Annotated in this window: 21 protein-coding genes; 8 read left to right on the top strand and 13 right to left on the bottom strand. The window is 69.1% G+C overall.

Annotation, left to right across the window (positions count from 1 at the left end):
- Window positions 1–51: 51 nt before the first annotated feature.
- The 7 genes from ACXN5S_RS01875 (at window position 52) to ACXN5S_RS01905 (ending at window position 8,399) form a co-directional block, all read left to right on the top strand.
- Window positions 52–1,461, top strand: coding sequence for a sulfotransferase family protein (locus ACXN5S_RS01875; RefSeq protein ID WP_458603685.1), 1,410 nt, complete (start codon window positions 52–54; stop codon window positions 1,459–1,461).
- Complete coding sequence (locus ACXN5S_RS01880; RefSeq protein WP_458603686.1) at window positions 1,458–3,797, top strand: glycosyltransferase; 2,340 nt, start codon at window positions 1,458–1,460, stop codon at window positions 3,795–3,797. Before ACXN5S_RS01875 ends, ACXN5S_RS01880 begins: the two co-directional genes overlap by 4 nt.
- A gap of 6 nt (window positions 3,798–3,803) precedes the next feature.
- Window positions 3,804–4,589, top strand: a complete 786-nt coding sequence (locus ACXN5S_RS01885) for a class I SAM-dependent methyltransferase (RefSeq protein ID WP_458603687.1) — start codon at window positions 3,804–3,806, stop codon at window positions 4,587–4,589.
- Window positions 4,586–5,521 carry a GNAT family N-acetyltransferase gene (locus ACXN5S_RS01890; RefSeq protein WP_458603688.1) on the top strand — a complete coding sequence of 312 codons (936 nt, stop codon included), beginning with the start codon at window positions 4,586–4,588 and terminating at the stop codon, window positions 5,519–5,521. Before ACXN5S_RS01885 ends, ACXN5S_RS01890 begins: the two co-directional genes overlap by 4 nt.
- Window positions 5,521–5,943, top strand: coding sequence for a sugar 3,4-ketoisomerase (locus ACXN5S_RS01895; RefSeq protein WP_458603689.1), 423 nt, complete (start codon window positions 5,521–5,523; stop codon window positions 5,941–5,943). Before ACXN5S_RS01890 ends, ACXN5S_RS01895 begins: the two co-directional genes overlap by 1 nt.
- Entirely contained in the window at window positions 5,940–7,211 is a 1,272-nt protein-coding gene (locus tag ACXN5S_RS01900) for a glycosyltransferase 61 family protein (RefSeq protein WP_458603690.1), read from the top strand. The genes ACXN5S_RS01895 and ACXN5S_RS01900 overlap by 4 nt, the downstream gene beginning before the upstream one ends.
- A gap of 87 nt (window positions 7,212–7,298) precedes the next feature.
- The gene (locus tag ACXN5S_RS01905; RefSeq protein ID WP_458603691.1) at window positions 7,299–8,399 is read left to right on the top strand and encodes a DegT/DnrJ/EryC1/StrS family aminotransferase; all 1,101 of its coding nucleotides are present in this window, start codon (window positions 7,299–7,301) and stop codon (window positions 8,397–8,399) included.
- 146 nt (window positions 8,400–8,545) lie between these two features.
- On the opposite strand, the gene ACXN5S_RS01910 is transcribed toward ACXN5S_RS01905, so the two are convergent.
- The 9 genes from ACXN5S_RS01910 to ACXN5S_RS01950 form a co-directional block, all read right to left on the bottom strand.
- Window positions 8,546–9,922: a phosphomannomutase gene (locus ACXN5S_RS01910; protein WP_458603692.1), complete on the bottom strand. Its 1,377-nt coding sequence runs from the start codon at window positions 9,920–9,922 to the stop codon at window positions 8,546–8,548.
- Window positions 9,923–10,004: 82 nt separating this feature from the next.
- Entirely contained in the window at window positions 10,005–11,048 is a 1,044-nt protein-coding gene (locus ACXN5S_RS01915) for a DUF2793 domain-containing protein (RefSeq protein WP_458603693.1), read from the bottom strand.
- Between the two features lie 142 nt (window positions 11,049–11,190).
- Complete coding sequence (locus ACXN5S_RS01920) at window positions 11,191–12,231, bottom strand: leishmanolysin-related zinc metalloendopeptidase (RefSeq protein ID WP_458603694.1); 1,041 nt, start codon at window positions 12,229–12,231, stop codon at window positions 11,191–11,193.
- Window positions 12,232–12,359: 128 nt separating this feature from the next.
- Window positions 12,360–13,274, bottom strand: coding sequence for a hypothetical protein (locus ACXN5S_RS01925; RefSeq protein ID WP_458603695.1), 915 nt, complete (start codon window positions 13,272–13,274; stop codon window positions 12,360–12,362).
- Entirely contained in the window at window positions 13,274–13,936 is a 663-nt protein-coding gene (locus ACXN5S_RS01930) for an acetyltransferase (RefSeq protein ID WP_458603696.1), read from the bottom strand. The genes ACXN5S_RS01925 and ACXN5S_RS01930 overlap by 1 nt, the downstream gene beginning before the upstream one ends.
- Window positions 13,933–15,063 (bottom strand): DegT/DnrJ/EryC1/StrS family aminotransferase, encoded by a 1,131-nt coding sequence (locus ACXN5S_RS01935; protein ID WP_458603697.1) that lies wholly within the window; start codon window positions 15,061–15,063, stop codon window positions 13,933–13,935. Before ACXN5S_RS01935 ends, ACXN5S_RS01930 begins: the two co-directional genes overlap by 4 nt.
- A 75-nt stretch (window positions 15,064–15,138) precedes the next feature.
- Complete coding sequence (locus ACXN5S_RS01940) at window positions 15,139–15,780, bottom strand: class I SAM-dependent methyltransferase (protein ID WP_458603698.1); 642 nt, start codon at window positions 15,778–15,780, stop codon at window positions 15,139–15,141.
- Window positions 15,777–16,394 carry a WbqC family protein gene (locus tag ACXN5S_RS01945; RefSeq protein ID WP_458603699.1) on the bottom strand — a complete coding sequence of 206 codons (618 nt, stop codon included), beginning with the start codon at window positions 16,392–16,394 and terminating at the stop codon, window positions 15,777–15,779. The genes ACXN5S_RS01940 and ACXN5S_RS01945 overlap by 4 nt, the downstream gene beginning before the upstream one ends.
- Window positions 16,394–17,266 (bottom strand): hypothetical protein, encoded by an 873-nt coding sequence (locus ACXN5S_RS01950; RefSeq protein ID WP_458603700.1) that lies wholly within the window; start codon window positions 17,264–17,266, stop codon window positions 16,394–16,396. Before ACXN5S_RS01950 ends, ACXN5S_RS01945 begins: the two co-directional genes overlap by 1 nt.
- 172 nt (window positions 17,267–17,438) lie before the next feature.
- On the opposite strand from ACXN5S_RS01950, the gene ACXN5S_RS01955 reads away from it, so the two are divergent.
- A complete protein-coding gene (locus tag ACXN5S_RS01955) occupies window positions 17,439–20,816 on the top strand; it encodes an HlyD family secretion protein (protein ID WP_458603701.1) in 3,378 nt (1,125 codons plus the stop codon).
- Between the two features lie 50 nt (window positions 20,817–20,866).
- On the opposite strand, the gene ACXN5S_RS01960 is transcribed toward ACXN5S_RS01955, so the two are convergent.
- From ACXN5S_RS01960 to ACXN5S_RS01975, 4 genes are read right to left on the bottom strand one after another with little or no spacing between them, the layout of a single operon-like run.
- Window positions 20,867–21,160: an acyl carrier protein gene (locus tag ACXN5S_RS01960; protein WP_458603702.1), complete on the bottom strand. Its 294-nt coding sequence runs from the start codon at window positions 21,158–21,160 to the stop codon at window positions 20,867–20,869.
- Between the two features lie 31 nt (window positions 21,161–21,191).
- Window positions 21,192–22,070 (bottom strand): class I SAM-dependent methyltransferase, encoded by an 879-nt coding sequence (locus ACXN5S_RS01965; RefSeq protein WP_458603703.1) that lies wholly within the window; start codon window positions 22,068–22,070, stop codon window positions 21,192–21,194.
- A 12-nt stretch (window positions 22,071–22,082) separates the two neighbouring features.
- Window positions 22,083–22,976, bottom strand: coding sequence for a CE1 family esterase (locus tag ACXN5S_RS01970; RefSeq protein WP_458603704.1), 894 nt, complete (start codon window positions 22,974–22,976; stop codon window positions 22,083–22,085).
- A complete protein-coding gene (locus tag ACXN5S_RS01975; protein ID WP_458603705.1) occupies window positions 22,973–24,493 on the bottom strand; it encodes a hypothetical protein in 1,521 nt (506 codons plus the stop codon). Before ACXN5S_RS01975 ends, ACXN5S_RS01970 begins: the two co-directional genes overlap by 4 nt.
- Window position 24,494 lies beyond the last annotated feature (1 nt).

Raw genomic sequence — 24,494 nt, forward strand, 5'->3', positions numbered from 1 at the left:
GCGCGTCGTCGGGCGATCGTGGTGCTGGGCATGCACCGTTCCGGTACCTCAATGTTGACGCGCCTGATTTCTGGCATGGGCGCAGACCTGCCGGGCACATTGATCGGCGCCAGTGCCACCAATCCCGCGGGCCATTGGGAATCGCGCAAGATCCAGCTTTTGAACGACCAGATGCTCGAAGCGCTGGGCGGCCATTGGCATGACTGGCGGTCGCTGCCCGAGGGCTGGGCGCAGTCGGAGATTGCCCAGAGCTTCCGCGCCGAGGCCGAGGCGCTGGTCCAGGCCGAATTCGGCGACGCCGAGCTGTTCGTGTTCAAGGACCCCCGCATCTGCCGGCTGGCGCCCTTCTGGATCGATGTGCTGGAAGGCATGGGGATCGAGGTGCTGCCGCTGATCGTGGTGCGTCACCCGCTTGAGGTGGCCCAGTCGCTGGAAGAGCGCAACCGCCTGCCCTCGCAGGTGGGGCATCTGCTGTGGCTGGCGCATGTGCTCGATGCCGAGGCGGCGACCGAGGGGCGCCGGCGCCTCGCGGTGGATTACGAAACGGTGCTTGCCGGTAAGGCCGAGGCAGTGCTCGACGGCATCGCCCGGCATTTCGAGTTCGACTGGCCCGTCGATGCCTCTGTCGTCGGCGATCTCTCCCTTTCGATCGACTCGCGGCTGCGCCACCAGCATTCCGACGAGACCATGCTCACCGACCGTCCCGACCTGCCCAAATGGCTCGGGCCGGTATGGTCTGCGGTCGAGAGCTGGGCCACCAGCGGCGGCGCAGAGGATGTCGACCATACTGCTCTGGAAAAGGCGCGCGAGGGGATGCGCGCGGCGGAGCCCTTCCTCGGCCCCATCAGCACCCGAGCCCGCGAGGCGCTGCTTTACGGCGACAGGGTGCGCGCCGCCGAATGGGAGGCGCATGTCGCCCGTAAGGAGCTGGCCGAGCGTATCGAAGAGCAGAGCGCGCTGCAGGCCGAGCTCGACGCCATTGCGCCCGAGGCCAATCGCGCCGCGCAAGAGCTGCTGGAGCTGCGCCCGAAGCTCGAGGATGCGGCACGCCGGCAGGAGCATCTGCAGGCCGACCTCGACGCGCGCTACAGAGAGATCGTCAATTTCTCCGGCCTGCTGCTGCGGCTTGAGGATGAGCGCCGCGCGATGGCACAGCGCCTGGCCGACGAGCAGGAGGCGGTGCGCCACGCCCGCTACGTGGAATCGCAGCGCGACCTGTACCTGCGCCTGATCCAGGCCCTTGTCGGCCCTGCCGCCGGCATTACGCGCATGCGCCGCAAGTGGCAGTTGCGTGCGGCGCTCGATGCCGTGCGCGAGAGCGGCGTGTTCGATGAAGAGTATTACCGGCGCGCCAACCCCGACGTCGCCGGCTCAAAGACCGACCCGCTCGAGCATTTCCTGCGCTTCGGCCTGGCCGAAGGGCGGATGCCGAACGCCAGCCTGGCGAAAGCAACATCGTGACGCCCGGCAGCGAGGCCAGCATCGCGCCCGGGCCAGAGGCCGAAGTGCCGTTGGAAGATGACGTGCTCATCGCTCAATCCGGCCTGTTCGACGCCGATTGGTATGTCGAGCGCTACCCCGATGTCGGCCCGTCGGGCCTGAGCCCCCTGGAGCATTACCTGCGCATCGGCGGGCGGGTCGGCCGTGATGCGGGGCCCCACTTTTCCGGCGAGTACTATCTGCGCATCTATGGCGACGTGCGCAGCTGTGGCGCCAATGCACTGGTGCATTACCTGCGCAACGGCCGGGCCGAGGGGCGGCTGGCCCTGCCGCCCGAGACGGCCGAGCGCCCGCGCAAGGCCTCGCAGACGCCGCTGCGGCTGGCGGGCGCGCTCGACCTGCGGGCCGACAGTGCGGTGATCAATGGCTGGCTCGCCGTGCGCGGCGATCCGGCCCCGCGCGCCGCCCGACTGGTGATCGACGGCGAGGCCGTGCAGCTTCCGGCCGACATGCACCGCGCCGATCTGGAGAAGGCCGGCGTTGGCGGGGGGCTGCATGGCTTCCGCTACAGCGTGCCGCCGAAATTCCTGCGCGGCGCGGCGCATCAGGTGGAGCTCATAGACGACGAGACAGGCAAGCTCGTCACGAAGCGCAGCATCCGCTGGATTCGCCCGCCGAGCCGCTACCGCTCGTTCGACGATTACCTGCGTGACACGCTCACCCAGTCACGAATTCACGCCCCTTTCGACGAGCCGCAGAAGCGCGTCTTCGCGCAGATGGACAGGCTGGCCGACCGCTTTGAAGCGCAGGCGCTCGCCGGTGAGGCGAGGCCGCGCGTCTCTGTCGTCATGCCTGTCTTCAACCGCGAGACCATCGTGGGTGACGCCATTCGCTCGGTGCTGGCGCAAAGCTGGCCCGACGTTGAGCTGATCGTGGTGGACGACGGCAGCCGCGACCGCTCGGCCGATGTGGTGCGCAGCTTCGACGATCCGCGATTGCGCTTCATCGAGCTGGGTCAGAACCAGGGCCATTCCGCCGCGCGCAACGCCGGCGGGCGCGCCGCCACCGGCGAGTACGTCGCCTATCTCGACAGCGACAACACCTGGGACAAGCGCTACATCGCCGCCATGCTGGGTGCGCTGCAGGAAGGTGGCGCCGAGGCCGGCTATTCGGGCTTCTACGTCTGGCGCGGCGACGAGACCTCACCCTCGACGATGCGCTTCGCCCATTTCCACCGCGGTGCGCTGGAGAACCGCAACTTCGCCGATCTCAACTGCTTCATGCTCAAGCGCGAGCTGCTGGAGAAGGTCGGCGGCTTCGACACCGGGCTGCGGCGCTTCGTCGACCATGATCTGGTGCTGCGGTCCTCTGAAATGGGGCGGATGATTTCGATCCCCGTCGCGCTCTGCCACTACACGGTCGGCCGCACCGAGAATGCCGTCTCCGACGATCACAGCCTGTCGCCCTTTGCCCGCAAGCTGCAATCGCGCCTCGCCACCCGGAAGGCGGCGGCGCTGGCCAAGGCGCCCTTCGCGCTCGACCGGCCCGCGAGCGCTGTGATCCCCAATTGGCGGGCGCTGCCGGACCTCAAGGAATGCCTGGCGGCGATGGAAGAGCTGCGGGTGCGCGGCGATCTGGAGATCGTCATTGTCGATAATGATTCGGGTGGCGACACCACCGACTTCCTGCGCAGCCGCGCCGAAGAGGGCCGCATTCGCCTGATCGAGAACGAGGCGAATTTCGGTTTCTCCTACGCCGTCAATCAGGGGGTTGAGGTGGCGCGGCCGGGCCGTGACCTGATGATCCTCAACAACGATGCCATTCTGGCGCGCAACGCCATGCGCGAGCTGCAGCGCGCCGCCGATACGCTGCCCGATGCCGCCATCACCGTGCCGCGCCAGGTGTTGCCCGCCGGTCAGGAGACGATGCGCGCCCATATGCCCGACAGCGACCGCGCCGTGCCCTGCGATGTCACGCTCTCCGCCCACCACAACAACGTGGCCGACGTGCCGCTGCTGCACGACGGTGGCCCGGTCGAGCTGATCTACGCGCCGTTCTTCGCCGTCTATGTGCGCCGTGATGTGTGGAACCGCGCGGGCCCGCTCGATGCCGAACTGGGGCGGCATTACCGCTCTGACTGGCTTTATTGCGACCTTGTCCGCCGGGTGCTGGGCCAGAAGATCTGGTACGTGCCCGCGGCCTCCGCCATCCACAAGGTACAGGCGGCGACGGGCGAGCTGCGCCGGGCAAAGCGGCCCGGCAGCTCCGATTTCGACACGATGTTCCGCAAGAATCGCTGGGATGACGAGACGGCCGGGCTGCTCGGCTATCACCGCCCGGTCTGGGATGGGGATTGAGAGAGCATGGCGCACGAGCCGGGCCGTGATGACACGAAGGATGCCTCTGCCCGGTTCGGCGGGCTGACCTACGCCGATTACCGGGAGCGCGCCGGTGATGCCTCGCTCAGCGAGACCGAGAAGCTCGGCTCGCCCGACAGCTTTCGCGAAGGCTTCGAGCCGGCGATCCTTGCCGATTTCGAGCACAAGCTGCCGGGCCTGCTGCGCGAGGGGGCGTCGGTTGTAGATATCGGCTGCGGCTTTGGTGAGCTGACGCGGCAGATGCTGGCCCGGGCGGGCGAGCGCGGCCAGCGCTTCGTCGCCGTCGACAGCCCCGAGATGCTGGCGCTGCTGCCCGATGGCCCGGCGCTGGAGCGGGTGCCCGGCCGCTTTCCCGATGAGAGCCTGCCGGCCCTGCGCCAGGCGCTGCCCGGCGGCGCCGACGTGGTGATCGCCTACGGTGTGCTGCAGGCCGTCTATTGGGAGGCGAACCCCTTTCGCTTCATGGACGACGCGATGAGCCTGCTCGCCCCCGGTGGCGCGCTGCTCATCGGCGATGTCGCCAACCATTCCAAGCTTCGCCGCTTCCTCAATTCCGACGCCGGCCGCGCCTTCCACCGCGCCTACATGCGCACCGAGGACGACCCCGAGGTGCCGCCCTTCGCGGGCGATCCGGCGCGGATGGACGATGGCGTGCTCATGGGGCTGATGGCCCGCGCCCGCGCCGCCGGTTTCGACGCCTGGCTGATGCCGCAGCCCTCTGCGCTGCCGGTCTCCAACCGGCGCGAGGATCTGCTGATCTGGCGGCCATGAGCCTGACGGCCCGCCCCTACCGGCCAGACGAGGCGGCGACATGGGATGCCTTTATCCGCGCCAGCCGCAACGGCACCTTTCTCTTCGAGCGCGGCTACATGGATTACCACGCCGACCGCTTCACCGACGCCTCGCTGGTGGTGGTGGACGAGGGCCGCTGGCGCGCCGTGTTGCCCGCCAGCCGGGCAGAGGGTGTTCGCTCCAGCCATGGCGGGCTGACCTATGGCGGGCTGGTGCTGGCCGACGACATGGGGCTGGCGGAGGCGGAGGCGGCGCTGGGCGCCGTCTGCACGGCGGCGGCGGCAGAGGGTGACAGCCGGCTGATCTACAAAACCGTCCCCGCCATCTACCACCGCGCCCCGGCGGAGGAGGATCGCTGGGCCCTCGCCCGCGCCGGCGCCCGGCTGATCCGCCGCGATGCGCTGACGGTGATCTCCCCCGGCGCGCCGGAGCCGAGCCGGATGCGTCGCCGCAACATCGCCAAGGCGGAAGGCGCGGGGGTGGAGATCGGCTACAGCGACGACTGGTCGGCCTTCTGGGCGGTGCTGGAAGAGCGGCTGGGAGAGGCGCATGGCGTGGCGCCGGTGCATAGCCTCGCCGAGATCACGATGCTCGCCGGGCGCTTCCCGCAGAACATCCGCCTCCTCGCCGCCACGCGCGGTGCCGAAATGCTGGGCGGCATGGTGCTTTACGCCACGCCCACAGCGCTGCATTCGCAATATACCGCCGGCAACGCTGTCGCCCGCGAGACCCGCGCCCTCGACCTGCTCCATGCCGAAGCGATAGGCTTGGCACACGAGGCGGGGCAGGTGCTCGACCTCGGCATCTCGTCAGAGGAGGGGGGGCGCGTGCTGAACGCCGGGCTGCAGGGCTACAAGGAGAGCTTCGGCGCCCGCGCCGTGATGCACGATATCTACGAGGTCGCGCTCTGATGCCATCCATCGACGATTGCCGGCTGATGGATATCCACTCCGTCTACGATCACCGCGGCTCCATTGCCATCGTGGAGGGCGGCAAGGACATTCCCTTCGAGATCGCCCGGGTCTACCTGACCTTCGACATCCCCTCCAAGGCCACCCGCGCCGGCCACGCCCATAAGCGGCTCTGGCAGCTCTACATCGCCGCGTCTGGCGCCTTCGACGTGCATGTCGACGATGGGGAGCGGCAGAAGGTGGTCACTCTTCGCCATCCCGAGGAGGGGCTGCTGCTTGGCCCCGGCATCTGGCGGGAGATCAACAATTTCTCGGCCAATGCCGGGCTGCTCGTGCTCGCGTCGGAGCATTATGACGAGGCCGAATACGTGCGCGATCATGGAGAGTTTCTGCGCCTCGCGGCAGGCGGAGCCTTCGGGTGAGCCTGCCGGAAGACATGCGGGAAGCGGCAGAGGCGGCGCTGGCCAACCCCGGCGGCTGGCCGATGATCAACTTCAAGGCGGCGCTGTCGGAGCGGCTGGGGGCCGCGGCGGCGCGCGGCGAGCTGGCCCGGCTCCTCGCCCCTTTCGGGCCGCGTCGCGGCGGCACCGGCGCGCCCGGGCAGCTGATCGACCACGTCTCGCCGCGCATCTACGCCGAGGCGGCCGAGGTGCCGCTGGCGGGGGCACCGCTGGCTACGGGCGGGCGGTCACCCCGTGTCACGCTCGCGGGGCGGGCGCTGTTTCTGGCCGAGCTGGCGGACGCTCGCGTCTTCGGTCGCTCGGCCTTCATCGAGGCGGGTGGGCGGCTGCTGGCCGACCATCAGGGAGATGAGCGCACGCGCATGGCGACGCGCCCTTGGTTCGACGCGCTTGTGACGGGCGAGGAGGCCGGCGAGATGCACTGGCTGCTGCCTGAGAACGACGCGCTGGAGCTGGACGAGGCGATCAGCCTTATCGGCCCGTTCTCGCCCGGCTGGGGCCATGCCCTGCTGGAATTCGCGCCGCAGCTTCTTCTCGCGGCCGAAATGGGCTTGCCGCCCGGCGTGCCGATGATCGTCGATGCTGGCCTGCCGGAGCCCTTCGAGGCGCTCTTCCGCTGGGTCGCGCCCGGCCGGCCGCTGATCCGCCTCGGCGTTGGCCAGGCGGCGCGGGTGCGGCGGCTGTGGAAGGCAAGCGCGCCGGAATACTGGCCGATCCTGCGCCAGCCGGAGGTGATCTTCGAGACGCGCCATTCCTCGATGAACCCGCCGGCCCTGGCCCGCCTGCTCGCCACCTTGCCGCCCCCGCCTCCGCCCTCCGGCGAGCGGCTGTTCCTCGCCCGCTCCGGCCATCCGCGGCTGGCCGACCAGCCGGGTGTGGCCGCGGTCTTCGAGCGGCAGGGCTTCACCGTGCTCTATCCGGAGCGCCTGCCGCTCGCTGAGCAGCTCCGCCGATTGCGCGCGGCCGATGTGGTCGCTGGCGCTGCGGGGTCGCAGCTTCTGCAGGCGCAGCTCTACGGGCGTGCGGGGCAGCTCAGCCTCAACCTGCACAACCCCGAGCTGGAGGAGACGCCGGCCCTGACCGCCACGCAGGAGGCGCTGGGCCAGACGGTGCTGGTGCTCACCGGCACGCCCGACGCCGAGGCGCCCGGCCTGCCCTACAACCGCCCGCTGCACTTCGAGCCAGCGGCGCTGGAAAATGCGCTCGAGGCGCTGCACGCCCATGCCTGACCGCGCGCGGGACAGGTCCAATCCCCCGGGGAACGGCAACATCGCGGCCCAGCCTGGGCATGTAATCGCTGCGCTGGAGATGCCCGGATGACGATCCCCTTTCTCGACCTCGCCGCCGCCGCACAGGAGGAACGGGCAGAGCTAGATGCGATCTGGGCGCGGTTCCTCGACAGCGGTCGCTACATCCTTGGCCCCGAGGTGGAGGGCTTCGAGGCCGCCTTCGCGCGTTATTGCGGGGCGGCGGAGGGCATCGGCACCGGAAACGGGCTGGATGCGCTGGCCATCGCGCTGGAGGCGGCGGGCATCGGGCCGGGAGACGAGGTGCTCGTGCCGGCCCATACCTTCATCGCCACCTGGCTGGCCGTGCGTATGGCGGGCGCCACACCCGTGCCCGCCGAACCGCCGGAAGGCGGCTACAATGCAGATGCGGCCGGCTACGCCGCGGCGCTGACGCCGCGCACGAAGGCGATCGTGCCCGTGCACCTATATGGCGCCGTGGCGCCGATGGAGGGCATCCTGGCGCTGGCGGCGAAGCACGGGCTGGCAGTGATTGAGGATGCCGCGCAGGCGCATGGGGCGAAGGCGGGCGGCCGCGTCGCCGGCAGCTTCGGGCTGACTGCCGCCTTCTCGTTCTACCCGGCGAAGAACCTCGGCGCGCTGGGCGACGGTGGCGCGCTGGTGACCTCCGATGCCGATCTCGCCGCTCGTGCGAGGCGACTGCGCAATTATGGCTCGGAGCGGAAATACGAGCATGAGGAGGCGGGCCGCAATTCCCGGCTCGACCCGCTGCAGGCCATGGTGCTGTCGATGCGCCTCAAGCGGCTGGACGCCGCCAACGACCGCCGCCGCGCTATCGCTGCCCGCTATCGCGAAGGACTGGCGGGGCTGGACGGGCTGGCGCTGCCGCCGGAGGTGCCGGGGGATGCGCCGGTCTGGCATCTCTATGTGGTTCGCACGCCGCAGCGCGATGCGCTGGCAGAGCATCTGGCCGGGGCGGGCGTGGCGACGCAGATCCACTATCCGCGGCCCGTCTACCGCTTCGCCCCCTTCGCCGAGGCGGGCCCTGCAATCGGCAGCCCGGCAGACCGGCTGTGCGACGAGATCCTGTCGCTGCCCATCGGGCCGCATCAGAATGAGGCGGCGACGGAGGCCGTGATCGACGCGGTGCGCGAGTTCTTCGGGGGGTGACCCAAAGGAGCGCCTGCGGCGCATTCGATGCATGCGATGAGGGGGCTGTCTGCCCCCTCAAACACCCCCGAGGATATTTCGAGAAAAGCGAGGATAAGAGGGGCGTTTGCTTTGGATGTGCGGCGATATCCTGAGGGTGGGGTTTTTTAGACGCGCTCTTTCAGGAGGGCGAAGGCGCGCTGCATGAGGGCGTCTGCGTCCTCGGCGCTGCCGGCTTCGGCGTAGACGCGGAATTCCGGGGCATTGCCGGAGGGGCGCAGGTGCAGGATGCGGCCTGAGGCGAGGGTAAGTCGGAGGCCATCGGTGCTGTCTTCGGCCTGTTCCTCTTCACCCAGATCCGAGAGGAGGGCGGCGCGGGCGGTGGGATCGTCGCGGAGGCCGCGCAGGAAGGCGGCGGAGCGGTCGCTCGGCATCTCTTGCAGGCGGTCGGCGGCGGTGAAGCGAGCCGGTTCGGCGGCGGCGCGGGCGGAGAGGCTCTGGCCGGCGGCCTTTGCGGCGGCGAGGGGGGCGATGATGGGCAGGAGCGCGTCGCGCGTCATCAGGCGGGGCAGGGGGCCGGCGGGGCCTGCGGCGTCGAAGCCCAGCAGGAAGCCACCGTTCGCCTCGTAGCCGACGACATCGCCGGAGGCGCGCGCCATGCCGGCGATGACATAGGGCGAGCCGATGCGGGTGCGGATGACCTCGGCAAAGGCGCCGGAGAGCTCGGCGCCGGTGTTTGAGGAGACCGGCGTCACCACCACGGCGGCGCCGAGGGCGCGGGCGGTGATCTGGCCGAGGATGTCGCCGGGGATGACGCGGCCCGTCTCATCCGTCACCAGCGGGCGGTCGCCGTCGCCGTCGGTGGAGACGATGGCGTCGAGCCCGTGCTCCTTCGCCCAGGCCTTGAGCTGGGCGCGGATCTCCGGAGGCACCGCCTCGGTATCGACGGGGATGAAATGCTCGGAGCGGGCCAGCTCGGTCACCTCGGCGCCGAGGGCGGTGAGGCAGTTGTGCAGCAGGTCGCGGCCGACCGCGGAATGGGAATAGAGGCCGATGTGCAGCCCGTCCAAGGCCGAAGGGCCATAGGCGCGGCTGTAGCGGGCCAGATAGGTCATGCCGGTGCTTGGGGCGGCGATGGGCTCCAGCCCCTCGCCCTGAGGGGCGTCACCGAGGGCGGAGAGGATGGCGGCCTCGTCCTCCTTCGTGATCTCGCCTTCTGGTGTGTAGAACTTCAGCCCGTTGCGGTCGTCCGGGATGTGGCTGCCGGTGACCATCACCGCCGCCGCGCCGGCCTCCATCGCCGCCAGGGCGAGGGCCGGGGTGGGCACGGCGCCGCAATCGGTGACGCGCAGGCCCATGGCGCCCGCGGCTTCGGCCACGACGGCGGCGATGGCGGGCGAGGAATGGCGGAAGTCGCGGCCGACATAGAGGCCGGTGCCGGTGTCGCAGGCGGTGACGAAGGCGGCGACATGGGCGCCCACCAGCTCGTCGGTCAGCTCAGTCACCAGGCCGCGCAGGCCGCTCGTGCCGAATTTGGGTGCCATGATCGTCCCTCTGCCCCTTCAGGTTGCGACAGAGGTAGGCCAGCGGCGCCGGGCGGTCTACCCGCAAGGCGCCGAGGCAGGCTCAGGCCCAGCGGCCGATGGCGCTCATGGTGAAATCGCTGGCAGTGGCGATGGCAATGGCGGCATGCAGCAGGGCGCTGGCGCCGGAGGTGGTAACCCCGCTGGCCGAGGCCCAGACGCCGGCGGCGGAGACCTGCCCGCCGGTGACCGCCGGCGCAGCGGCGAAGGGCTGCGGGAAGGTCCAGGCGACGGCGGCGGAGCGGTAGAGGGCGCCGTCTGCCGTGGCGATGGCGGCGGCGGAGAGGTCGCTGCGCCAGCAGATCTGGGTGCCGTCGGCGAAGCGCAGCCAGGCGCCGTTGGCGTTGGTGCCCTGCTCCAGCAGGCCGCCGGTAGGCACACCGCCCCCTAGGCCGACCGTGCCCAACACATTGCCGCGGTGATAGGCGATCTCGCCGTCGATCTCGGCGCCCGCCAGCAGCGAGGCGGCGCCGGTGCCCGAAAGAGCGAGGGCGCTGTGCCAAGTGGCGCCATCGGGGCTGACCTTGATCGAGAAGGCATCGCTGCCTGCCAGCCCCATCTCGGCGCGCCCGGAATAATCGGACTGGAAGAGCAAGCTCGCCGTCTCGCCCGGGGCCGCCTTGTTCACCTTCACCTGGTGGCCGCCGCCCGCATGGGTGAGCAGCACCGCATCCGAGGCGACGGTGAGCCGGTTGGTGCTGTTCCACGTGGCATTGACGCCGAGGCCGGAGACCCCCTGCAGATCGGGTGCCCAGGCGGCCCAGCTGCCGCCCTGAAACAGCGCGAAGCTGCCCTCGGCCAGATCCCAGGCCAGCCAGCCCTCTTGCGGCGCCACGAAGGCCCAGCCGCCGTTGGCCGAGATGGCGAGCTTGCTGGACTGGCCTGCCCAGGCGCCGGTGGCGCCGCTACCGACGGCATGCACATCCCCCGCCGCCGGCGAGGTGGGCGGGCTGGCGGCGCCGAAGCTCTTGATGCGCAGGGCGACCAGAGCGTCGAGCAATTGCAGCGCCTCGTTATGGGTGACGTGCTTTTGCGCCTGCGCCGCCTGCATATAGGGCAGCGAGAGCCGGGGCGACGTATCGGGCATGGGGCCTGTCCTTGAACATTTGCAGTTGCGAAGGGATAGGCCGGGCCAGGTGAGCCCTTCGTCACCGCGCCGCGCGGTGGTTCACAAATGATGAACGCCGCCCCCGGTGGGAGCGGCGTTCCAAAGGGCCGGGGCCTTTCGATCAGACGATCAGATCGTCGGGCTGCGGGATGGGGGCGAGCGGGTCGCTGGCATCCCAGATGGTCTCGTAACCGAGGTCTTCGAACTGGGCGACGGTCATCGACGAGACGTAGTTTGGCGAAACGTAATCTCCCACATCGTCGGGCGAGCCGATGAAGCCGGTCATCAGCTCGTTGAGGAAGGTATCGTCATCCCAATGGCCGCCCGCCGTGCCGGGGCCGCCGTCGGTTTCGACCGGCACACCGAGCCAGGCGAAGCGATCCTCGCTGGAGATTGCCGAGAGCTCGTTCTGATAGGCGATCTTGGCGTTCTCGCCGGTGAAGCGCATGCCGAGGCGGGTGTTGCCGACCACGAGGTCGAGCATCTCCCAGATGGTGCCGAGGCCGAGCACATGCATCATCTCGTGCACGACGATGTCGTCGAAGAGGTCCATGGCATCGAAATCTTCAGCATCGGCGACGTCGAATTCCATCTTGCCGAAGGTCGGCAACGAGCTGCTGCCGCGGAACAAAAGCGGCCCGGCCTGGCCGAGCACCTGGCCCGGACCATCGATATCCGAGATCTGGGCGTTGATGCGAATGTCGTCGATCAAGCCGCGGAAGGCATCGGGCACGTCACCTGTAATGATGGTCGACAGGTATTCCGCCGCCTTGATGAAGGCGCTTTGCAGCGTTTCCGTCCAGCCGTCGCCCTTGAAGACGACCTCGATGTTGAAATCGGAAAAGACGCCGAGCCCGCCCTGGCCGGAGACGTAGCTGTCGAGCAATTGCTCTGCATTGGCTTCGGCAAAGTCGATGGCGACGCTGATCGCCACCGCGGCCTGCGGGCCGTCTTGCGTCACGACGATGGCGGCATCGGCCGTCTGCATCGTCAGAACATGGTGGGCCAGAAGGCCGCCGCCCTTGCCCAGTGCGGCATTGTCGCCGGCGCCAAGAACGCCGTGGTCGCTGTCTCCGAAATCGAAGGTATCCAGCGCTTGCAGTGAAGAGAAAATAGCTTTGTGGCTGCCGGCGGGGCCGGAGCCGAGGCCAAAATCGGCCATCAGGGATTTCATTGGAATCTGCCTCCTAAAGAGATCGTGCGAGATTTCTACCTTTCAACCTTGAATCGGGCAATTGTTTTGCAATTGGCGCGGGCGACTGGCCAATCGTTAGGCATGGGTAAAGAGGGTCAAAACTCGAGGCTGGCCCAGCCGAGGCCGGTCTGGCCGAAGCCGTTGCCGCAATAGAGCATGATCAGCCGGTCGCCATACGGAAGGATGGCGGCATATTCCTGCATGTCGCTGTCCCAATCGCCCGGGCCGGGCGGGTTGGCGAAGCGCAAGGGCGCGGGCTCGCCGGCGGAGCCATCGTCATGGAGCGGGGCCAACATCAGCCGGTACCCGCCCGCCCCACCGCGAAAGCCGCGCGCGGCCCGCCCCGAAAAGCAGAGCCAGCGAGTGCCGGCTGCGCGGAAGATCCAGGGCCGGGTGAAGCCCCCGCCTTCGGGGCCGGGCCAGATGCCGTCGTCGAGGGGCTGCAGGGTGAGTCCGTCGGCAGAGGTCACGCGCCGCAGGCCATAGCAGGGGTCGAAGCCGCCCTCTGCCTCGATCCAGCCAGTGGCCGAGAGATACCAGCCCGCATAGCCGCCGGGCGCCTCCTCCAGATAGGGGGCCGAGGCGAAATAGGCCTCCTGCGGGCCAAGGCCGATGAGCGGCGCGGGGCTGCGCTGCCAGCCATCGCCCGCGCTGCGGAGCAGGCCGATGGCCATGCCGTAGGGCACGTCGCGGCGCAGATGCATGCCGATGTAGTAGAGCCGCGTCTCCCCGCCCACGCGCAGCACCGAGGTGGCGCTTTGCCCGGCGGAATCGAAGCTGCCGGGCGGGCCGAGTGGCACGAGGGGCGTGTCGTTCACCTCCAGCACCTCCATCGTCTCGGGATCGAGATCGATGTGGAAGATGCGGCTTTGGTTCTGGCTGTTGCGACCGCCCAGCCAGACGCGCCAGTGCCGCGGGCCGAGCGCCAGGGGGGTGGGCGTTTGCGCATGGCTCTGCCACTCGCCCTGGCCAGGCGGGGTGAAGAGAGTTCCGTGCCGCTGCCAGAGCATCAGATGAGCTTGTGCAGTTTCGTGCTTTTGAAGTTGCGCACCTCGCCCGAGGGGCCGGCGATGACGGCGTAATCGGGCAGATCGGCCTGCACGAAGGCGCCGTTCAGCACGGCCGCCCCCTTACCGATGGTTATGCCATGCGGCACGCCGGCTTTGCCGGCGAGGTAGCTTTCGGCCCCGATCGTCGTATTGCCGGCAATGCCGACATGCCCGGCGACGAACACATGCGGCCCGATCACGGTGTGATGGCCGATGTGGTTCGAGCTCCAGATGATGCAATTGTCGCCGATGGTGACGAAGGGCTGAATGGTGTTCTGCTCGAGAATCACGACATTCTCGCCGATGCTTTCAGCATAATTCCAGATGCCGGGGTGGATGAAGCTGGCGAAATCATAGCCCTTCGCCTTTCCCTCCAGATAGCGGTCACGGCGCACGGTATTCATGCGCTGATAAGTCAGCGGCCCGAGCAGTTTGACGCTGCCGGGCGGAAAACGCTGATCGATCTCTTCCCAATCGACGACGGGCAGGCCGTGGCGCCGGTCTTCCTTGCGATAGGCGGCATCCAGCGTGTAGCCGACGATGCGATAGTCGGAATGCCTGTCGAGATAGACCTCGATGACCTCCGCCATGGCGCCGGCGCCGAAAATGACGATGTCGGTCATGCGTATCCTCTTTGTTCGCCACGCCCTGAGAGAAGATCGAGCACCAGCGCTATCGTGTCTTCGCTCAGATCGTGAGAGACGGGAATGCCGAACAGCCGGGGCGCCAGCGATTGCGTCACCGGCAGCGGGTCGCTGTTGTAGCGCTGGAACCAGGGCTGCGCGGCGAGGCCCGCCTCGTACCAGGCGCGCGTTTCGATGAAGGCCCCGTGCAGCCGGGCCTGTAGCTGCGCTGACGAAGCCGGGCTTTCAGCCTCGAACAGCGCGTAGGCGGGCGAGATGTCTGGCGCCAGATGCAGGCGGCCGGGCAGCTCCACCTCGGCGGCGGCGCGGCGATAGGCACCGGCGACAGCGTCGTTCTCGGCCTGGCGCTGGGCGCGCCCGTCGAGCATCGCAAGGCCGACGGCGGCGTGATATTCGCTGAGCTTGGCGTTGGTGCCGGCGGTGCGGGCCTGCCGCGACCCCAGAAAGCCGAAATTCGCCCCCTGCTCCACACGGGCCTGGCCGAAGGCATTGTCCCACACGACGGCGCCGCCCTCGCCGGTCGAGAAGCCCTTGGTGGCGTGAAAACTCAGGCAGATCGGCACGCTGGGCGAGGCCTTGCGGCGCCTGGCGGCGAGCTGCTCGAAGCTGGCCGCGCCATCCAGCACGACAGGCACGCCGGTCTGGCGCTGCAATTCCTCCAGCGCGGTCACATCGGGCATCTGGCCGAAGGGCGCGACCGAGATCACAAGGCCGGCCTCGCCGATCAGCGGGTGCCGGGCCAGCCGCGCCGGGTCGAGCGCCCAGGTTTCGGGCGAGATGTCCACGAAATGCGGCTCGTATCCGCAGCGCTCGGCGGCGATGGCCGTGGCGGCAAAGGTGAAGGAGGGGATCAGGGCCAGCCGCTTCTGCTCGGCCCGGCCGGCATGGGCCATGATCGCAACTTCCAGCGCCGCCGTGCCCGACGACGTGGTGCGCAGCCCGTGCGGCTGCAGGCCGAAGAGGCTCGCAAGCCGGGCCTCCAGCTCGATCACAAGCAGGCCGCGGTTGGTGTAATGTCTTTCGACATCCACCCTCGCAAGATAGGCGGCCACCTCCGATGCGGCAGGCAGCTGCGGACGAAATACCCGGATGAAGTCAATATTCATGGCACTAGGTAAATTTGGTTCAAAATATACCGCAGCTTAGCGAACCCGGCTTCGTCCGGCTAGGAAAACTGATGGCTAACCGGAAACGGATGGTCTCAGGACATAGGCGGTATACTCGTAGAGCCCGTAATCCGCCCGGATGACCACCCGACGCCCGGCGAGCCTGTAGAGAAAGGCGAGCAGCTTGTCGGTTGGGACGTGAAACAGATCGTCCCTCCGCCAGTCCACCACATCGGACATTACGTTGAAAGCGATTCCCCGGTCGGCGAGCGCCCACATGGCTGTGACCATGCGCTCCATGAAGGCCCACATCTCGTCCTGGCTCAGCGCGTCCTTCACGGTGAAGAGGCCGTTGGCGACCACATGGTCGAAGCGCTCCGCCGGCGGGTCGGCCAGCAGATCGCGCTGCTCGAAGCGGGCGCCGGGGTGGTTCTGCCGGGCGCGGGCGATGACGGCGGCCGAGATGTCGAGCCCGAGGTAGCTGTCGGGCGGCGTGCCGGCGGCGGTAAGATGGCATAGAAACTGGCCGGTGCCGCAGGCGAGATCGCACAGGCGCCCCAGCTGCCCCGGGGGCGCCAGCCCCGCCATCACTTTGAATCGGGTCTGCCTGTCGGCCTCGTTGGGCCAGCCGGCACCCTGGGCGGTGTCGCCATGTTCGGCGAGGGCGCTGTCGTAATATCGCGCCAGCGCCGCGGGGCTCTTGGCCTCATCCGTCACAGATCGTCCCTCAGCAGCTCGGCCGGCTCGCGCGCCAGCGCCTCCAGCATGTGAAACCACGGGCCGGGGTAATCATCCAGAAATTCGAGCGCGATGCCGGCATCGGCAAAGGTGGCGGGATCGTAAAGTGCCCGCCCGCCCGGCAGGTTGAGATAGCGCGTGGCCCCGGCGGCGCGGGCCACAGCCAGCACCCTGTCCTGCGCGCGCAGCTCTGCCGGGATGGCGTAGCTCGATGAGTGGGCGAAGGGCGTGGTGATGCCCAGCCTGTCGCAGGCGCCGCGCAGCCGTGCCTCCAGCCAGGGCAGCGCCGGCTCGGGCAGGGGCGGCGCCAGCTCCTCCGCCATCTCGCCGGAGAGGCCGGGGACGGTGCCGAGCCGTTCGGCCCAGTCGGCATCGCGGCTGGCAGAGAGGGCGAGATCGCGGATCAGCACCTCGCGCGGCTGCTTGGCCAGCGGCAGCGTGAGCCAGCCGCCGGTGGAGAGCGGCGCGCGATGCACCCGGCCCCGGCGCGGGAACTGGACGCAATCGAACAGGATGAACAGATCGACGCGGTCGATGAGCCGGAAGTAGTTCATGTAAGGGTAGAGGTAGGGCTGCATGATGGCGACGCGCATCAGCCGCCCGCCAGAATGTCTTCTGCCGTGCGGAAGGCCCCGTTGGCCAGGGCCGCGGCCCGGTCGCCCGCGTCATAGCACTGGCGGGCGAATTCCTCCTCCAGCCGGCCGGCGCGCTTGAGGGCGATCCAGTGCCGCCAGTGCCAGCCCGCCTTGCCGAGGCTCGCCTCGTCGACGCCCTCCATCATGGCGGCGGCATTGTCGATCTTGCGGGAAAAGCGGGCGTAGCTGGTGAAGGGCAGATGCGCGATCAGCACGTCGGGCGCCGTGCCGGATGTGAGGGTGCGCCCCTCGCGGGCCACGCCGCGATGGCCGCCCATCGACAGGGTGGCGACGGTTTTGGGGTCGGCGATCACCTTCGGCGGTAGCAGATGCTCGACCCAGCGCAGGCTGCTGTCGGCCTCCAGCTCCTCGCGCTCCAGGTGGCGGCGGGCGGTGATCAGCGGCAGGTGGCGCAAAGCCTCATCGTCGAGCCCGGTTTCCTCGATCCCGCCTGGACCAGGCGCTGCATTGTAGCGTGGCACCGAGACAAGCTCATGCGCGGCGAGGAAGGCAGATTCGCTCAGCGGCCCCTGCGCGAGCCAGGCCTCGTCGGCATCGGTGAAGAGCACCCGGTCGGGCTGTTCGCGGGCCAGGATCGGGCCGAAGAGCGGGCCCTGCATCGATAGAAGGTTCTCGTAGCTGGGCAGGCTATCGATCAGGCGAACCCGGCTGTCGCTGCTCGCCAGGCTGGCGGCCACGGCGAGGGTGCCATCCTGCGAGCCGTCATCGAGGATATCGACGCTTGCGACGCCCGCGCGCAGCAGCACCTGGATGGTGACGGCCAGCAGTGCGGCTTCGTCCTTCACGCCGACGACCGCGCTGATCTTCATGGCTCGCACCTTCCGAAAGACAGCGTTGCCGCGATGCCGCATTACCCCAGTTCACAGCCAAGTTCCCGCCGCAGCTTGCTCACAGGTCTGCCGAGGCTTATTTCTTTGGCTGTCCCGGCACCCGTATTTCCGCCGGATGTCTCCGTTTTGCCGCCCTGCGGTGGAGTATGCAATGGCAGAGGCCGGCGAGCCCAAGAAATCAGAAGCTACAGCCGCCTGGCACCGCCCCCATCTGCGCGAGGGGCTGCGGCTTTCGTCTCCGCCCCGCGGGGGCGAGGGCCGGCGGGTTCTGACCGACCCCATCAAGGGCAAGGATTACGCGCTCTCCGAAACCGAGCTGTTCCTCTGCCAGTCGGCCAACGGCCAGGCCGACATCGCTACGCTCGCCTCCCGCGCCTCGGCCCGCTTCGGCACCCCTGTCGAAGAGAGCGAGGTCGCCGCCTTCTTCCGCCGCCTGCAGATCCTCGGCCAGCTTCGCGTGCCGGCGGGAGAGCAGGAGGAGACGCGCGCTGCCGTGCCCCTGCGCCGCCGGGCCGCGGGCGGGGGTCGCCGAAGAGAGCCGCTCGTGGCGCCGGCCCCCCCCGAGCCGAAGGCGGAGGAGGAGAGGCCGCGGATCGCGCGCCTCGCCCAGCAGCGCCGGCGCGCGGCCGGAAAGGCCACTGCTCCTGCTGCGAAGCCCGCTTCGCCTGCCGAGGGTACGCCGCGCCCGCGCCTGACAGAGCGGATGGCGGCGGAGAAGCGCCAGGCCGATGCGGCCAAGGCGGCGGAGGAAGAGGCGGAGGTTGCGCGTGAGGCGGCCAAGCCGGAGCCTGTGCTGCCCGATCCGCCGCAGGAGCGGAATGATGCCACGGAATCGGCGCCTCAAGAGACGTTCCCCGAAGACCCGCAGGCGACCAACGAGTCTGCCCCCGCCCGCCCGCGTATTGCCGCACGGCTCGCAGCCAGGGCCCCGCTGAAGCCGGGCGCAAAAGGCCCCGCGGCCAGCAAGCCCGCCGCGACTCTGCGCTCCCGCCCCGCCGCCCCGGTGCCGGCCGCGACGGAGGAGGCAGAACCCGAGACCCCGGCCGCCCGCCTCGCCGCCCGCCGCGCCAAGCTGCGCGAGCAGAAGGAGCGGCGCGAGAAGCAGGCAGCGGAAGAGGCGGCGGCTCCGCCTCCGCCCGAGCCGCCGAAAGATGAGGCCCCCGCCGAGCCGGAGGCGGAAGAGCGACCCGACCCGCTGATGGCCATCGCCGGCAACCTCCGCCGCCCGAGCGGCGGAGGCGGGCTGTTCGACCTCACCGACGATGGCGAGAATGACGATGACGACGACGATTTCGCCGGCTTCGGCCTGGGCGGCCCCCGTGGCCGCGCCGGCGGAGGCGGCGGTATGGGTGGCGCTGGCATGGGCGGCGGGGCCGGTGGTGGCGCCAACCGTGAGCGCATCATGCAGATGCTGGCCGCCCGTCAGGGCGGCGGCGCCGGTGCGATGGGCGGCGGCGGCATGGCAGGCGCCCTTGGCGGCGGGATGGGCGGCATGGGCATGGGCGGCGGTGGCCGCGCTGCCGCCGGGGCCGCCGACCCGGCCAATGCGCGCCCCGCCTCGCTGAAGCTCTTCAACCCCACATGGCTGCTACGGACGCTCTACGTCCTCTTCTATCCGCTGAAGTTCCTGATGTGGGCTGTCGTTCCGCTGGTCGTGCTGGCTGGGCTCACGCTCTTCCAGAACTGGGAGGCGCTGCTGCTCGACCATGCGGTGATCCTCAATTCCTCCAGCACGCTCACGCTGATGGTGATCTCGCTCTTCGCGGCCAACCTCACCAGCCGGCTCGCACAGGGCGTGGCCATCCTGGCGCATGGCGGCAAGGTGAACGATTTCGGGCTGATGCTGCTCTTCGGCATCCTGCCGCGCTTCTACATCGACCGCTCCGCCATCGCGCGGATGGACAGGCGAGGCCAGCTCTGGGCCAGCGGCGCGCCCTTGATGCTGCGGCTCGGGCTGTTCGGCTTCGGCACGCTCGGCTGGGCGATCAGCCGGGAGAGCGGCACCTGGCTGCCGCATCTGATGCTGCTGATCGCGCAATTCGGGCTGGTAATCTTCGTGCTTACCGCCTTCCCGCTGCTGCCTATCGACGGGCAGCGCTGGCTGGGCGTGTATCTGGGAGAGCCGCGCATCACCTCGAAATCCCTCGCCGCGCTTCGCCATGTGCTGTTCGGGCGGCCACTGCCGCCGAATTTCCAAAGCCCCAGCGTGTGGCCGCTGGCGATGTTCGGCATCGGCATGGTGATCTCGCTGGTCGCGCTCATCGGCGCGGCGGGCTACTTCCTGGCGATCGGGCTGGGCGCCCAGCTTGGCGGCTTCGGCGTGTCGATTTTCCTCGGCATCGTTGTGGCCTTCCTCGTCTGGGCGGCGCTGCTGAAAGCTACTATCGGGCGGCGCATGGCGCGATTGCAGGGCGGCGGCATGGCCGCCTTCGCCGCGGCCGAGCAGGGCGACCCCGCCCTTGGCCGCGTTGTTGACCCGCGCCCTGCCGGCGAGCGGGGCGAGGCTTCGGGCACCGCCCGCGTCATCTGGGCGCTGCTCATTGCCGGCCTCGTGGCCGTGGCATTCCTGCCTTACGAGTACCAGGCCGGCGGGCCGGTGGAGATCCTGCCCTCTGCCCGCGGCCAGGCCGTGGCGCGCAGCGACGGCGAGATCCTGCAGATCGACGTGGCAGAGGGCGATGTGGTGCAACGCGGCGATGTGCTGGCCGAGTTGTCATCCTGGAACCAGGCCCGCGAGGTCGCGGTGACGGAATCGATGCTCGACGGCGCCCGCGCCAGCCTTCAGCGCCTGCAAAGCGGCGCCAAACCCGAAGAGATCGAGCTGGCCCGCCGCGAGCTGGAGCGCGCCGAAAGCGCCACCGCCTTCTCGAGCGCCGAGGCCGAGCGCAACCGCGAGCTGCTCGCCTCGGGCACCGTCAGCCAGCAGGCCTATGACCGGGCGCAGACCGATTACGAGAACGATCTCGCGACGCTGGAGGTCGCCCGCGCCCAGCTCGATCTGGTGGAAAGTGGCGCGACCGCCGACGAGATCGACATCGCCGAGGCCGAGGTCGAGCGGCTGACCCGCGAGCTGCAATTCCGCCGCGACGAGCTGGAGCGCACCCGCATCACCGCCCCGATGGACGGCCGCGTCATCACGCCGGGCCTCAGCCTGAAGAACGGCGCCTTCCTGCGGGTCGGCGAGGTACTGCTGGAGATCGAGAATTCCGACGTCGTCAACGCCGCTATCTCGGTGCCGGAGAGTGACATCGCCCTGATCGAGCCTGGCGCCAGGGTCACCCTGCGGGCCGTGGGACATGCGGATGAAGAGATCATCGGCGAGGTCCGCTCCATCGCGCCGGCGGCGATGGAAGAGGGCTTCGGCTCTGTCGTGCGGGTCGATGCTACCTTCGAGAATCCCGACGAATTTCTCCGCTCGGGCATGACGGGCTATGCCAAGATCGAGGCCGAGCGGATGCGGGTGTGGGAGGCGTATCTGCGCAGCTTCCGACGCTTCTTCCAGGTCGAAGTGTGGAGCTGGATCCCCTGATGAGGGGAGGGCGCGCAGCCGGCGGGTGACGCCGGCTGCAAGAGCAGGGTTCAGGCGCGGTTCAGTTCGGCGGCCAGGAAATCGGTGATCTGGTCGACGGTGACGTCGCTCACATAGGCGCCGTCCTGGATGAAGAGCTGCTCGAACGGCAGGCCCTTCTTTTCTAGCGCCTCTTCTAGAGCCACGCAGAGCTGCACGATATCGATGGATTCGAAGCCCAGATCGTCGATCAGGGTGGTCGAGCCTTCAATCGGCTCCTCCAGATCCAGATCCCAATCCTGAACGGCGTCGTCGAGCGTGGAAATCACGACCTTCTTCAGGGCGTCGCGGCCGGAGTCACTCATCTTTAAAATCCTCTTGAGTAATCTGAATGGGTTAATCGCGGGTCGCGATGATCTCAAGCCAGTTGCGCGGCACCTCTGTGATGCCGAGATTGCGGAAGGCGCGGTTGATGCCCCGCGCCATGCACTGGCTGGCAATCTCCACCGGGTAGCCGCTCATCAGCACCTCGGCGAGGCCGCCATAGGCGCCGATCGCCTCCATCGCGGCGCGCGAGATCGGCATCTGGCGATGACCGCTCTGGCCCACGGTGAAGCCTGCATCTCTGACAAGCGCGCCCCATTCCCCCTCGCTCAACCATTCGGTGGAGAAAGCGCGCGCATGGGTGCCGCGCTTGCGGGGGATCTTCTCCTCGCCGCGCTCGCGCCGCTCAGCCTGCATCTCGTTGAGTACGATCACCGCCTCTTTCATGCATTCGGTGAAGACCGGCTCGGTGCCCTCCACGAAGGTGCCGGCGTAGAAGACGGAGTTGAAGGCGAACTGGCCGCCGGGCTTCAGCACCCGGGCGACCTCGGCCACGAAGGCACGGTAGTTGGGCATCATGTGGATGGCGTTACCGATGGTGACGAGGTCGATCGAGGCATCCTCGAACGGCAGCTCCATCGCCGAGGCCGCGTTCAGCCACACGCCCCGCTCGGCGCTGGCCCAGTCCTCGAAGCTGTCGATCAGGGGGATGCCGTCGGCGGCGATGTCGCGGCTCGCCAGCTCGATCTGCACGGGGTCGTAGTCGATCCCAGCGGTGACGAGGCCGGGCTTCGCCTCGAACAGCAGCCGGGTGATCAGCCCGGTGCCGCAGGCCAGATCGGCGGTGCGGGAGACGGGGCCAAGATCGAGCCGGGCGACGAAGGCGCGGTTGGCCGTGATGTAATCGGGGTCCGCCGCGTAATTTTCGTAAGTCAAATCGACGTCTTGCATGAAATCCTCAGATCAATGGGCCGGGGCGGTCAAAAGCCCCGGGTCTAGATGCCATGTCACAAATCGGGCGATCAGCTCCTCCAGCGAGCCGGTCAGCTTCGCGCCCGGATCACGGTCGAGCAGGCGGTGGCCGGCGCCGCGCAGAACCACGCGCCAAAGGTCGGCGCCCTCGCTGCCGCCGTCCCAGGCGTAGATCTCCACCCCGATCTGGCCGATGGCCGCGTCGAGACGGCGGGGCGTGCTGGTGCAGCGGTTGCGCTCGAGCCAGAAGGCTATGGTGTCATCGGCGCCAAGCAGGCGGCCGGGCACCGAGATGCCGGGCACCTGCGGCACTTCGCCCCCGGCCCAGGGGATGAACTTGTCCTCGGTCGCCTGCACGATCAGCAGCGGCACAGGCGGGCCTTTTGGGGCGCGGCTGGCATAGGCCTCGGGCATGGCGGCGACGATGGCGGCCACGGCGCGGGGGGGCGGGTCCATCTCGCAGGCCAGCCGCAGCGAGAACATGCCGCCGTTGGAGCCACCGGCGGCGGCCCAGACGGGGCGGTCGGTGCCCATGGCCTCGCCGTGGCGGGCGAGCAGGGCCTGCACCAATGCCTTGTCGCCCTCCCAGTTCTTCTCCAGCGCCGGGCGCCCGTCGGACCAATGCGGCTCTGCCTGGGGGAAGACGACGTTCTGCCCCAGCGCCGCAAAGCCATCGGCCAGGCCCGAACGGTCGGCGAAGCGCTGGGCCTCGCCGGCGCCGCCGTGAAAGCCCAGGATCAGCGCCTCGGCATCGCGCTTGGGGCGGATGGTGGAGTTTAGGCAGAAGGCGCGGGGGCCGGCGGGCGTGTCGACCATGCGGGGCGCCAGCAGCCCGGGCGGCGGCTCGCGGCCCTGCAGCGGGCGACGGCGGCCGGGCGCGATCACGCGGGGGCCTCGATGCGCTCGGCCGGCTCGGCGGCGACGGGCGCATGGTTGGCCAGCCAGACCTCCAGCCCGCCATCGGGGTTGTCCTGATACTCCCAGCCGCCGCCCTCGGCCCGCACCGCCACGCGGGGGCCGAAGACATTCGCGGTGCCGGTGAACAGCCCGTAGGGCGTCGAGACGAGGTTGCGGATGCCCCAGTTGTAGGCGTTGCCGAAGCCCCGCTTCGTCACCGGCATCCAGTTCTCGCCATCGGCGCTGCGCCACAGATCGGCGCCGCCCTCGTTGGCGATGATGCGCTCGGGCCCGACCTCTTCGATCAGCCGGCGCACGGCCGGCGGCGCCTCGCGCTGATGCGCCCAGCGCAGGTTGATCGACCAGTCGAAGGTGCCGGCATAAAGCCAGCCCTCGTGCACGCCCATCGCCCAGAGATAACCGTTGAAGAAGTTGCCGAAGCCCGCGCGCAGGCCCGAGATCGGTGCGCGCCCGTCGTCGGTCTTGTCGCCGACGACCACGTCGTAGCTGTCGTCTGGCCAGACGCGGATGATCTCGGCCGCCGCCGGGCCGATGTTGTTCACCCGGTCGATGCCGCCGCCCTGAATGCCGGTGCCGACATAGAGCGCCCCGTCGAACTCGATCATCGAGGCCGCCGCCTGGTTGAGCGGCCCTCGCCCGGCGCCCTGGTCGAACACCTTGCGCCAGCGGTACGGCACCCCGCCCTCACCATCCGTCGCCCAGAGCTGCATGCCGGAGATGTTGAGCGTCGAGGCGTAGAGCTGCCCGTTCGCCGTCGCCAGCGTGAACACGCCGAGGTTGCCCGGGTCGCCGAAGCCCGGCTCGTTGACCAGCACCCAGCCATCGGGATCGGTCGTGTCACCGGCGAAGACCGCCGCATCGCCGGTGGCATTCTGCTGGCTTCCATCGGTGCCGCGCCGGGCTGTGGGGGCGAAGTGGATCTTGCCCTTGAACGGGGTCAGCGACCGCGTGGTCGAGAAGGGCGGGTCGGTGATGCCGTAACGGGTGATCGGCTCGAAGGTCTCGCCGTCGGTGCTCTTCAGGATCAGCCCGCCATGGCTCCGGCCCGGCGACCACGACGAGATATAGAGCGCCTCTTGCGCATCGCCGGGCGCCTTGAAGACGGCCATCGAGCGGTAGCCGATCTCGCGGGGGGCGGGGTTGCCGTCGGTGCCCTCGATCATCGGGGCGCGCAGCTTCATCTCCCAGGTGCCCGCCGCCGGATCGTAGGCCCAGATCTGGGGGCGTCGGTCGAGCTTGTAGAGCCCGTCCATCGTGTCGGGGCAGTCGACCGGCCAGACCTCCAGCGGCATGCCGGAATAGCTCGACTGCATCTTCAGCATGCACATGTTCGAGCGGGTGGTGCCTAGATAGAGCCGCCCTTTGAACCACGCCATCGAATGCGCGTAGTTGTTGTGCCCGTCGCCGAGGCCGCCATGGCCGATCCGCCGGAATTCCGGCAGCGACAGGCCGCGCGGCGGCGTGGGGCTGGGCATCGGCGCCATG

It is taken from the genome of Pseudoroseicyclus sp. H15 (assembly GCF_054353345.1).